Origin of the sequence: Frigoriflavimonas asaccharolytica (assembly GCF_013294015.1) — a bacterium.
Classification (GTDB): domain Bacteria; phylum Bacteroidota; class Bacteroidia; order Flavobacteriales; family Weeksellaceae; genus Frigoriflavimonas; species Frigoriflavimonas asaccharolytica.
This window is the reverse complement of sequence record NZ_JABSNO010000024.1, coordinates 42,597-55,381: the sequence shown is the minus strand read 5'-3', so window position 1 is coordinate 55,381 and position 12,785 is coordinate 42,597. Positions and strand designations below refer to the sequence as shown.

Sequence of the window (12,785 nt, the reverse complement as noted above, 5' to 3'; positions counted from 1 at the left end):
AATTTTCTTCTCGTTTTTCTCATGTTTTTTCCGACTATTTAAAGTTAATAATTTCAACTTAAATAGTGGTCCAGTTTTTCAAGGGTATTATAGAATGCTGTGATATATAAATCTCCTTTTATAAATCCACTTTGGCAAGCAAATCGAGTGGGTGCTTATATCAATAATCCAAATTTTACACTAGTTTTAGAAGAAGCAAAAACTGAAATTTTGGCTTATAGAACGCACTATATAAGAGGCATTGTTTCTACAGATGGTATAGAATTGTATGATTTGTTTAAGGTGGAAATTCCAAATTTATAGAAAATACAAATAAATAAATCACAGAATTTATTAAAAAAAAAATATCTGCTAAAAATTTTTAGCAGATATTTTTTTGCATATGCATTTTTTGATATTAACTTCAAAAAAATTACCATCAAAAAAAACACTAGTCTTTAAGAAAAATTTAAACTTTTATTATATTTATCTTTCAAAATCATCTTGCAACCTCACAATATCATCTTCTCCAAAATATTTTCCTGTTTGCACTTCTATAAAAATGAGCGGAAAATCTGTAAGATTCATAATGCGATGTTTTGCACCTTGTGCTATAAATATACTTTCCCCGTAAGATAGTTTTATTTCTTCATCATTTAATATTACCGTTGCACTACCTTCTATTATAGTCCAATTTTCTTGCCGATGATGATGGTATTGATATGACAATCTCTGACCAGGATTCACTTCGATTCTCTTCAATTTATAGTGTGGTTCATCTGCCAACACAAAGTATTTTCCCCAAGGTCTTTCACCAATTTCTAACATGCTCTATAATTTTTAGTGAATATAATTAAAATATTTCTTCAAAACCAACAAAGAAATCAGTTTTTCTATATTTTCATTATTAAATTTTCCACGATATCTATTTGCGTTTTCAATTATTTCTAAGCATTCTTTCGGATGGTCTAGATAATATTGAATCTGCTCTTCTAGATTGTCATAGTTTTCACTCAAACCGATGTAATGTTCATCTGGCTTCAAAGTTCCTTCCATATACCAAGTTTCCATTTTCAAAGGCGGAGAAACCGCGATGGAATTGGAAGACATGATCCATTTTAAGTTCGTCGCAACATCATTTCCTTCCAAACTCAAAATAAATTTATTTTTTAAATGTTCGCAAATAGAAATTTTTGGCTTTATCCAATCTGGATTTCCGCCAATGATATTTACTTGCCCCAAATCACAAAATTTTGAACCGAAATATTTTTGATAAAAAACCATCCGATGCTGCTGGTGTATAGCAGCTCTTCCAATTAATATATCTTTCTTGTCCGAAAATTTAAGCTCATCTTTTACAGTAACGAAATGCCGCGCTTTATCCAAATTCAGCAAAATATTATTTTCATTATTTCCAAATATCGGTCGGCTTTTGCAGATTGCAGGTCTTTTTAGAATTGAATTTACGTCACCAAATTCATAATCAATTACCCAATTTTTCGGGAAATATTTGGCAAACTCATACGTATCAAAATAATAGGCTTTTGGCGTTTTAGGATGTAATAAATCTGAAACAGTATGTTTTGCATCGCTAAACTCTATTTTTTCAGAAATTTTGTTGTAATAATCTACCCGAAAATCAACTTCTTGTTTCTGTTTTTGACTTAAATTTTTAGATAAATTTTTAATTTCAACTTCCACATTTTTACCGCTCAAAAATCTTTGAGAATAACCTTTTACATAAAAAAGAAATTTATTTTGTTTAAAAATTCTTGCCATTAAATAGAAATTACGCAAATATAGAAAAAAGCATAGTTTTTTCATTAAATTTGCCTGCATTAATAATAGTTATGAAAAAAGTTAGAGTACGTTTTGCGCCAAGTCCAACCGGGGCATTGCATTTAGGAGGAATTAGAACCGCATTGTATGATTATCTTTTTGCCAAAAAGAATGGCGGAGATTTCATTTTGAGAATAGAAGATACAGATACTGCAAGATATGTAGAAGGCGCAGAAGATTATATACAAGAAGCACTAGAATGGTGTGGAATAATACCGGACGAAAGCCCAACACATGGCGGAAACTACGGACCTTATCGCCAATCTGAACGTAGAGATATTTATGACAACTACACAGCAGAAATACTAAAAACAGATTTTGCCTACCTCGCTTTTGATACTCCAGAAGAATTGGATGCCTTGCGAAAAGAATACGAAGAAAAGGGAGAAGTGTTTTCTTACAACAACAAAACCAGAAACAATCTTAAAAATAGCATTGCACTTTCTGCAGAAGAAATTGCAAAACTAATAGAAGAAAAAGTACCTTCTGTGGTTCGTTTCAAAATGCCTTTCAATAGAGATGTGAATTTGGAAGACATCATCCGTGGAAAATTTTCTGTAAACACAGATACTTTAGATGATAAAGTTTTGGTGAAAAACGATGGAATGCCAACCTATCATTTCGCAAACGTAATCGATGATTACAAAATGGAAATCTCTCACGTCATACGTGGCGAAGAATGGTTGCCATCTTTGGCTTTGCACTACCTTTTGTATGAAGCTTTTGGCTGGGAAAAACCAGAATTCGCACATTTATCTCTGATTTTAAAACCAGAAGGCAAAGGAAAACTGAGCAAAAGAGATGGCGATCAATTTGGATTTCCTGTTTTCCCATTGGAATTTCATGATAAAGCATCAGATTCTATTTACAAAGGTTACAGAGAAGAAGGTTATTTTCCAGAAGCATTTATAAATTTTCTTGCACTTTTGGGTTGGTCTCCTGCAGATGATGTAGAAATAATCAGCTTGGAAGATATGATTGCTGAATTTGATTTAAATAAAGTGCATAAAGCGGGAGCTAGATTTAGCAAAGAAAAAGCAGAATGGTTCAATCATCAATATCTTCAATCCAAATCGGACGAAGAACTTCTAGAACGTTTGCAAAATAAAGAATTGGTGCAGAAAGCTAATTTAGATAAAAAAACTTTGCAAAAAATAATTTCTTTGATGAAGGAAAGATGGAGTTTTGTAAAAGATGCAGTAAATGACAACGAAGGCGGAAAATTTTTCTTTGAAAGACCAACTTCCTACGACGAAAAATCTGTGAAAAAAGCTTGGAAAGAAGACTCTGCAACTATTCTTTCGCAATTTTCATCTTTATTAAATGATGTTTCCGAAGCAGATTATTCTGCGGAAAATATTAAAAATAAAATTTCAGAATTTTGCGAAAGCAATGCTATTGGAATGGGAAAAGTGATGATGCCATTGCGTCTAGCTTTGGTTGGAGAACTAAAAGGCACCGATGTTCCAGATATTTTTGAAGTATTGGGAAAAGCTGAAAGTGAGCAAAGAATTTTAAATGCAGTAAATAATATTCACTAAAACTCTTTTATTTTTTATAAATTTGAAAATATAATATCATAATATGGAATACCTAGAATTTGAAAAGCCGATACAAGACTTAATGGAGCAGTATGACAATTGCAGTTTGGTGGGCGAAGAAAGCGGTGTAGACGTGAAATTGGCTTGCGCACAAATTGAGGATAAAATACTGGAGAAAAAAAAACAAATATATGGCAACCTTTCTCCGTGGGAAAGAGTGCAACTTTCTCGTCATCCGCAACGTCCGTATACTTTGGATTACATTGCGGGCATCACAGATAAAGATAGTTTTATAGAATTGCACGGCGATAGAAATTTTGCAGATGATAAAGCCATGATTGGCGGAATGGCAAAAATCGACGGAAAAAAAGTGATGATCATCGGTACGCAAAAAGGACGCTCTACCAAAGATAGACAGTATCGCAGATTTGGAATGCCCAATCCAGAAGGATATAGAAAGGCATTAAGATTGATGAAATTGGCAGAAAAATTTAGCATTCCTGTGATTACTTTAATTGATACTCCAGGAGCTTACCCAGGTTTGGAAGCTGAAGAACGTGGACAAGGAGAAGCTATTGCAAGAAATATTTTTGAAATGGTGCAACTAAAAACACCCATCATTACTTACATTATTGGTGAAGGAGCAAGTGGTGGCGCATTAGGAATTGGTGTAGGAAACAAAGTATATATGCTAGAAAATACTTGGTACACGGTAATTGCACCAGAAAGCTGCTCATCCATACTTTGGAGAAATTGGGATCATAAAGAAGATGCTGCAAATGCATTGAAATTAACACCAAAAGATGCACTAGACAATAAAATTATAGACGGCATCATTCCAGAACCATTAGGCGGAGCGCACAACGATTCTGCTGTTGCGTTTGAAAACGTGAAACAATCTATCTTAAAAAATATAAAAGCCTTCTCTAAATTTACAGGCAAAGAATTGGAAACTCAAAGGCAAGATAAATTTATAGCGATGGGACAATTTAAGGGATAAGTAATTTTAATTATTTAGATATATAAATAACTTATTTTATAGAAACATAAAAAGCTATTTCAAAATTTTGAAATAGCTTTTTTTTGCTTTCACAATTTAAAATGAGAATATTATTTCGAATTCAAACTTATCGCTATATCTTGGGTAAGATTTTTTGTAGAGCTGTATTTTGCATCGCAAACCATGGTAGTAAGAATGTATTTTCCTTTGTTCACCACCACAAAGTTGTGGTTTTTTGCTGGCACGCTTAGATTATAAAAATCTTTGCCCGTAAATTTTACAATCAAACTGCAATCCGAATTATTTTTAATTTGGACTACAACCGTTTTTTTATTGGGATCATTATTAAATAATTCATTAAGAACATTTGCCGTTTGTTTGCTATTGCTATTTTCTGGTGTTTTCCCTCTGCTTAAATCTCTTACTAATTTTCCTTTTTTTAAGGGTTTTACGGTCGGTTTTGCAAAAGGATCATTATCTTTTGTAATTAATTTTACCAGTTTTATTTTAAATTCATTGTTTCTAGCATTATCCGGATTTGCTTTCAACCAAGAGGCAATCACCTTTGGATCTGTGGTGTTTTCGACTTGTTCTATGGTGTAAATTTGAGAAAAACTGAAAAGAAAACTGAAAAGAAAAAAGGATAATAATAATTTCCGCATACCTGTAAATTTATTTATTTTAAAATATTAATGTTTCGTAATTTAAACTATAACGGAAAAAAGTTGCTTTTTAGTTTCCATTAAATTTCATATCTTTGCATCGCTCAAAAATAGAGCCTAATAAAGGACTAAATTTAATAAAAAAATAAGAATTATATGTATTCACCAGTTGCTGCAGATGTAGCGAAATTAAGAAACACGACAGGTGCAGGTATGATGGACTGCAAAAAAGCTTTGGTAGAAGCAAACGGAGATTTTGATCAAGCGATTGACATTCTACGTAAGAAAGGACAAAAAGTTGCTGCAAACAGAGCGGATAGAGATTCTGCAGAAGGTGCAGTAATTGCAAAAGTAAACGAAGATAATACTTTGGGTGCAATCATCGCTTTGAATTGTGAGACTGATTTTGTTGCAAAAAACGAAAGTTTCGTTCTACTTGCTCACGAATTAGCTGAACAAGCAATGTTTTATTCTACAAAAGAAGAATTTTTAGCATCTGATTTCCATGGACAAACTGTGCATGATAAATTAATTGAGCAAACAGGTGTAATTGGAGAAAAAATAGAAATCGGTGCTTTCGAAAGAATGCAGGGAACTTATTTAGGTGCTTACATTCACGCTGGAAACAAGATTGCTGCTATCACTGCACTTTCTGCAAAAGTAGATGGTGGAGATGAGGTTGCAAAAGCAGTTTCTATGCAAGTAGCAGCTATGAACCCAATTGCTTTAGATGAAACTCAAGTTTCCCAAGATACTATTGATAAAGAATTGGAAATTGAAAAAGAAATATTGATAAAAGAAGGGAAACCAGAAGCTATTATTGATAATATCTTAAAAGGAAAAATGCAAAAATTCTACAAAGACAATACTTTGGTACACCAAGCTTTCATTAAAGATAGCAGTATGTCTGTAGCAAGCTATGTAGAATCTGTGAACAAAGATTTGAAAGTACAAGGTTTTGCAAGAATAGCTTTAGGATAAGACCTATTTTTTAAAACTAAAATTTAAACTGCTTCAATTTTTTTGAAGCAGTTTTTTTTTGTGAAAAATATTTTAATAATGAATTTGATAATTAATGATTAAATTTGCCTTCTTATTTCCAGAATTCTCTTACATGAAAAAAATATTTACATTATTATTCACTATTTTCTATCTATTCGGAAATGCGCAATTGGATACAGACCATTGGTTTGCACCGATGTCTGCAAGAGCTGGAATTAATAATTTGCAAAGTGTATTGTATCTTTCTACCAACGAAACTACTCCTTTTACGGTACAAATTTTTAATAACAACGGACTTTATACCACCGCGCAGGTAAGTAAAGGAAATCCTACAACGGTAGATATTCCTGGAGATTACATGTTGGCTCCAAATCAATTTGACCTTTTTACTGTTTCTAATAAAGGAATATACGTGAAGGGAGCGAAGAAATTTTATGCAAATTATCGTTTTTCCGTTACCAGTCATGCAGAAATAATCACCTCCAAAGGTTTAGCAGGAATAGGAACTACCTTCTATGCTGCAATGGCACCCAATACTACTGCTACAAGCTACGTAAGTTCTAATATCGGTGTGTTGGCTACAGAAGACAACACAATAGTAACAATTTCTGGGTATAATCCTCTTGTCGTTTTTTCTGATGGAAGCTCATCTGCCACCAAAACATTTACTTTAAATAAAGGGCAATCTTATATAGTAGATGTTGCAAGCCAAGACTCTCCCAACAATCTTACTGGTTTGATAGGCGCAAAAATAGTTGCAACAAAACCAATAAGCGTAACCAATGGAAACTTCAACGGAATATACACCACTCAAAATTTAACCAATAATGATATTTTGATGGACCAAGCTGTACCAATTGATAGACTTGGGAAAGATTTTGCCGTAGTAAAAGGAAATGGTCCTGTAACTTCTGGAATGGAAGCTGTTTTGGTAGTAGCTACAGAAAATAATACAACATTACTTGTGAATGGAAATCCCTACGGTTCGCCATTGAATGAAGGGCAATATGTCGTAATTCCTGGCACAGAATACGTGAACCAAGGAGGAAGCCACTATAATGTAAGCATCAATGGAAATAAAAACATTTACGTGTATCAACTTTTATCCGGAACTTCTGTCGGGAATGTATATCCAGCTGGAGGCTTTAATTATATACCACCATTAAGTTGTTTTTTGCCCAACAAAATAGATGAAATTGGCTTTATCAACAGAATTGGTGTAGATTTTTACGAAACAAAATTAAACATCATCACACAAACTGGGGCAGCCGTTACTTTAAATGGAGCTGCACTAGCTGCTTCTACTGGACCTTTTCCTATAACGGGAAATTCTGGATGGGTAACGTATTCTGTACCAAATGTGTCGGGAAATATTACCGTAAATTCTACAAAATCTGTAACTGCAGGTATAGCTGCAGGTAATGGCGCAGTTGGATATGGTGGCTATTTTGCAGGATTTTCTTCTGTACCTTTGATTGTGAAAACCGGCGATTGCTATGCAGGTATTTTGCTACAAGTAGATAATTCTTATGATGCTTACCAATGGTTTTTGAATGGAGTTGCTATTCCAGGAGCCACATCTTTCAGCATCAATCCGGAAGTCTACGGTGCTGGAATTTATACCGTTTTAATTACAAAAATAAATTGTGAATCTAAACTTACAGATCCGTACACTTACACACTTTGTCCGCCAATTACGACCACTATTTATAATATTGGATCTTGTAAAAATTTAATTATAAATCCGGTTTTTACAAATTCCACACAAGCAATAAATTTTGCAAATACTGCCATTATTGCACCGCCAACTTCTGGTACTACTAGTGTGAATAGTGCAACTGGCGCAATTACCTATACTCCAAACCCAGGATTGACGGTAGATACACAAGATACATTTGTTTACTATATTCAAGGAACAGGAAATCCTGCAGATTTTGAGTATTTCCGGGCAAATGTGAATATTGATGTTCTACAAACTACCAATGGAACGCTATCTTCTTGCGCAAATACCGCAGGAAATGGAACTTATAATTTAACGAGTGTTTCTTCTTCGCCAGATACAGGAACTACTGCTACCTATTATTCCGATGCAGCACTAACCTCAGCAATTAGCAATCCTACAGCTTACGTAGGACCCGCAGGAATTGTTTATGTGAGTGTAAGATCATCTTTTGGTTGTACAAAGACGGCGCAAATTTCGCTTACCGTAATTCCATCACCTAATATAAATACAGCAAATTTTAACGGATCTAATTGTGATGTTAATTTTGATGGTATTATTCCAATTACGTTCAGCAATATTACACTACAGATTGTTACCAACTCTGCCATTTTTAATGTAAGATATTATTTGAATCAAGCAGATGCAAATGCAGGGAATAATAACAATCTACCGAACAACTGGACGTATACCAATACAACTATCGTCTATGTGAGAGTTGATAGTATTAACAATAATTGTCCATCCGCTTTTGGTCAAATTACTTTTTCTGCTGGAGCTCGCATTCCATTACTTACGGCTGTTGCAAATGAACAAGTTTGTGATAGCGATTTAAGCGGAGGAGAAACCGTTAATTTAAATGATTACAAGGCATTATTTACGGCAAATCCCAATGTAAATTTAACGTTTTATAGCACATTAGCCAACGCACAAAATAGTACAAACGCAATTGCAGGATCACAAAATATTACGGGTGTTCAAACTTATTTTATAAGATTTGAAAGTGCAACAGAATGCCCAAGTACAGCACAGATAACAGTAAGTTTGAAGGCAGGAAAGAAATCTGATATTTTGATGAATGCCACAATTTGTAAAAGGGACACAACTATTTTAAACGCAGGACCAGGTTTCACAAGTTATCTTTGGAGCAATGGCGCTACTACTCCATCGGTAAATGTTGGAGTGGGCACTTATTACGTAGATTTAGGTTTTAATGGTTGTACCTACCGTCAATCTGTGACGGTTTTTGCGGCGGAATTGCCACAAATAATAAAAATAGACGTGAATGGAACAACGGCAGTTGTTTCGGTTTCGGGTGGCACAGGTCCTTACCAATATTCTTTGGATGGAGTAAATTACCAAGCATCTAATACTTTTACAGCTTTGGCAAGAGGTGTTTACAAAGTATATGTGCTTTCTGCAGATAGATGTGAGCCTGTTGTTGGAGAATTTTTGATTCTAGGCCTTACCAATGTGATTACCCCAAATGCTGATGGAGTGAATGATGTTTTGGATTATTCTGATCTAAACATTAAGGAAAATGTTTCCATAGAAATTTTTGATAGATATGGAACTACGATTTATAAATCTGAAAAAAACAAGTATGTTTGGGATGGTAAACAATTAGGAAATCCTCTTCCTACAGGAACCTATTGGTATATTATCAAATGGACAGAACCAGATACTAAAAATCCTGTGAATTACAGTGGTTGGGTTTTGCTAAAGAATCGTAATTAAAAGTAAAAATAAAATACTATCTTTAGCATTGTAAAAAATAAATTTCAATTCGGATTAAAACTTTTAACTATGAAGAAACTTCTACTTATTCTATTTTGCACCCTATTTAGTGCAACAAATTTATTTGCACAGAGAGATACAGAACACTGGATTGCACCATTTTTCGAAACCAGTAGCAATAATGGCAGGTCTCTATATTTGTCTACGGATTCCGTAACTCCGTTTGTTGTTACCATAAGTAGTAATAACGTTGTGATCGGAACGACAACAATAAGTAAAGGAAGTCCACAAGTTTTTCCAGTTGCACAACAATATATTGCAACCTCAACTTCTTCTGATGCTTTTACAGTCAAAAACTTTGGTTTGCATTTATTAGGAAGTCAACCATTTTACTGTACATTAAGATTAGCTAGCAGTACCACACATGCAGAAATTTTAACAAGCAAAGGAAGAGCAGGACTTGGAAATGAATTTTTTGTTGCAAATACACCATCAATTTACTCAGGCTCTACTCTATTTAATTTTACGGCAGGTGTTTTAGCAACCGAAGATAATACAACCGTTACTGCTACTTGGCCAACCACGACAAACCCTATATTCATTAATGGAAATCCAACTGGAAACACCCAAACGTTTACTTTAAATAAGGGGCAATCTTTTATTTTCGCTGGTAATGGTGCAAATGCTTCTAACATAGAAACTTTCATTGGAGCGAAAATAGTTTCTAATAAACCTATTACATTAACGAACGGAAATAATAATGGGAATTTTGGATTGGTATCAAATTCTGGTTCCGATATCATTATGGATCAATCTGTTCCGGTTAACCAACTAGGAAGTACTTTTGCTATGGTTAGAACTAGATCTACATCAGCAGATTTAGAAGGAGGTATTGTAATAGCAACTGAAGATAACACTCAAATATTTTTAAATGGATCTACTGTAGCAGCAGCGACAATCAATAATGGGCAATGGTACCGTATTTCTGGTAATGATTATGTAAATCAAGGATCCAACCATTTCAATATGTTTGTGAGCACGACAAAGAATGTTTATTTATATCAACTTGTTTCTGTAAATAATAGTAGTGCAACAGGAGGTTTTAATTATATCCCACCATTGAATTGCTATTTACCAAGAAAAATAGACGAAATAGGTAGGGTATCTGAAATGCCTACATTAAGTGGTGCCAGCCAAACATCTTCCGGAACACTTGTGAAATTAAATATTTTAACAGAAGCTGGAGCTGCTGTTACAGTAAATGGTGTAACGCCTGCTGCAACATCTGGTCCTTTCCCTGTTACAGGTAATACTGCTTGGGTAACTTATGGAATTGAGGGAGTAACAGGAAATTTAACCATTGTGTCTGATAAAGCCGTAACTGCGGGTATAAACGGTGGTTTTGGGACTGCAGGATATGGTGGGTATTTCGCAGGATTTGCAAGTACACCATTAATCACCAAAGTAACAGGAGATTGTATCCCTGGTATCGTTTTAGAAGTAGATACAGGATATGCATCTTACCAATGGAATTTGAACGGCGTTGCAATTCCTGGAGCAACGAGCAATACCTATACTCCGCTTGTAGCTGGAAACTACACTTGTACCATTACGGCAGGAAGTTGTGCACCAGTTACTACTCCTATATTTGTAGTTTTTGCTTGTCCAGCAACCACAATAAATACCTTAGACGCATGTGGAATAAAAGTATTTACACCTACTTTTACATCTTCTACACAAACAGTTTCTATACCAAGTGTAGTGATTACAACTCCACCAGCAAATGGAACGGCAGTTATTAATCCTGCAACGGGAGCTATTACATATACACCAAATCCAGGATATTTAGGACCAGATACATTTAGTTATTATTTTCAGGGTACAACTCCAATATTTTTTGATAGTGAAACAGTAACGGTAAATCTAAATGTTGTCCTTTTAACGACTACGGATGACACTGTATTTGCTTGTAGTTATAATAATGTTGGAATATTTAATCTTACGGATGCTGTACTTACTACGTTTGTAGGTTCTACAATAAAATATTATCCAACCTTAAATGATTTAAATAATAATACAAACCAAATCAACAACCCAACCACATATCAATCTGGGGAAGGAACGGTACATGCATTTATTACTACACCAGAAGGATGTACAAAAAATGCGCTTATTACCTTAACGTTTTTTGCTGCGCCAATTGTGCAAGATGCAAGCATAACAGTATGTTTTATACCAACTGCACCTACAACTGGAGCCTTCGATTTAAACGATGCTAATGTAACTTCTACTCTTGGCATTACAAAAATATTTTACCCTACATTGCTAGATGCTCAAAACGGAACGAATTTCATTGCAAATCCTAATGTTTACATTTCACCAAATAGAGAACTTTACGTAAGAGTAATCTCCACAGATGGATGTTTCCGAATTGCAAAGATTACTTTAATTGTGACACCACAGAAATTCTCTCAAATATTAGTAGATAAATATATTTGTGTAGAAAGCAGAACAACTTTAGACGCAGGTCCTGGGTTTGATGCTTATCTTTGGAGTACAGGAGCTACTACATCTTCTATCACAGGTGTTGGGATTGGAGTTTATACGGTTTTACTTACCTCAAACGGCTGCAGCACATTACAAACTGTGAAAGTTTTAAAATCCATAGAGCCAGTTATTACCAATATAGAAATTACAAACAATACTGCAACTCTTACAGTTACTTCTGGAAATGCACCTTATCAATATTCAATTGATAATGTAACTTGGCAAAATTCAAATGTATTTACAAACTTACCAAGAGGACAAAATACATTCTATGTGAAAGATTCATTTAATTGTTTGCCTGTTGTTTTAGAAGTTACGGTACCGAATCTTACAAACGTAATCACCCCAAATGGCGATAACAAAAACGATTATATAGATTATAGCGAGCTTTCATACAAAAGAAACCTAAATTTCATTGTGTATGATAGATATGGCAACAAATTATTTACAGCTGATAAAAATAATGGCTACAGATGGGATGGAAAATTAAATGATAGAAAAATTTACACGGGTACATATTGGTATCATATAAATTGGAATGAATCAACTGCAGAAAATACAGCCATCACCTATTCAGGTTGGATTCTTATTAAAAATATAGAATAAAAGAATTTTAATATTAAAATGATGAAGCACGGTATTTTACCGTGCTTTTCTTTATTTGAAAAAGCTGAAATAAACTTCTAATTTTAAAAATTATTACAAAAAATATCTTTAACAGAGCAGAAAATTGAGTTGATAATAAAAGTGGAAATAAA

General features: G+C 34.0%; 9 protein-coding genes. 6 read left to right on the top strand and 3 right to left on the bottom strand.

Annotated features, from left to right (window positions below; all coding sequences use genetic code 11):
* Positions 1-99: 99 nt before the first annotated feature.
* A complete protein-coding gene (locus HNQ03_RS13330) occupies positions 100-303 on the top strand; it encodes a hypothetical protein (RefSeq protein WP_173780188.1) in 204 nt (67 codons plus the stop codon).
* 162 nt (positions 304-465) lie between these two features.
* Here HNQ03_RS13330 and HNQ03_RS13325 read toward each other — a convergent pair whose 3' ends face one another.
* Together HNQ03_RS13325 and HNQ03_RS13320 are read right to left on the bottom strand one after the other, a co-directional pair.
* Positions 466-807: a phosphomannose isomerase type II C-terminal cupin domain gene (locus HNQ03_RS13325; protein ID WP_173780187.1), complete on the bottom strand. Its 342-nt coding sequence runs from the start codon at positions 805-807 to the stop codon at positions 466-468.
* A gap of 12 nt (positions 808-819) precedes the next feature.
* Positions 820-1,758 (bottom strand): glycosyl transferase family 90, encoded by a 939-nt coding sequence (locus tag HNQ03_RS13320; RefSeq protein WP_173780186.1) that lies wholly within the window; start codon positions 1,756-1,758, stop codon positions 820-822.
* Positions 1,759-1,829: 71 nt separating this feature from the next.
* Between HNQ03_RS13320 and gltX the strand changes: the two genes are divergently transcribed.
* Together gltX and HNQ03_RS13310 are read left to right on the top strand one after the other, a co-directional pair.
* Positions 1,830-3,359, top strand: coding sequence for a glutamate--tRNA ligase (gene gltX, locus HNQ03_RS13315; protein ID WP_173780185.1), 1,530 nt, complete (start codon positions 1,830-1,832; stop codon positions 3,357-3,359).
* A 43-nt stretch (positions 3,360-3,402) separates the two neighbouring features.
* A complete protein-coding gene (locus HNQ03_RS13310) occupies positions 3,403-4,359 on the top strand; it encodes an acetyl-CoA carboxylase carboxyltransferase subunit alpha (RefSeq protein WP_173780184.1) in 957 nt (318 codons plus the stop codon).
* A 110-nt stretch (positions 4,360-4,469) separates the two neighbouring features.
* Here HNQ03_RS13310 and HNQ03_RS13305 read toward each other — a convergent pair whose 3' ends face one another.
* Positions 4,470-5,021, bottom strand: coding sequence for a DUF6759 domain-containing protein (locus HNQ03_RS13305; protein WP_173780183.1), 552 nt, complete (start codon positions 5,019-5,021; stop codon positions 4,470-4,472).
* A gap of 156 nt (positions 5,022-5,177) precedes the next feature.
* Between HNQ03_RS13305 and tsf the strand changes: the two genes are divergently transcribed.
* The 3 genes from tsf (at position 5,178) to HNQ03_RS13290 (ending at position 12,633) form a co-directional block, all read left to right on the top strand.
* Positions 5,178-6,002 (top strand): translation elongation factor Ts, encoded by an 825-nt coding sequence (gene tsf / locus HNQ03_RS13300; protein WP_173780182.1) that lies wholly within the window; start codon positions 5,178-5,180, stop codon positions 6,000-6,002.
* Between the two features lie 133 nt (positions 6,003-6,135).
* Positions 6,136-9,480: a gliding motility-associated C-terminal domain-containing protein gene (locus tag HNQ03_RS13295; protein WP_173780181.1), complete on the top strand. Its 3,345-nt coding sequence runs from the start codon at positions 6,136-6,138 to the stop codon at positions 9,478-9,480.
* A 69-nt stretch (positions 9,481-9,549) separates the two neighbouring features.
* Positions 9,550-12,633, top strand: a complete 3,084-nt coding sequence (locus HNQ03_RS13290) for a T9SS type B sorting domain-containing protein (protein ID WP_173780180.1) — start codon at positions 9,550-9,552, stop codon at positions 12,631-12,633.
* Positions 12,634-12,785 lie beyond the last annotated feature (152 nt).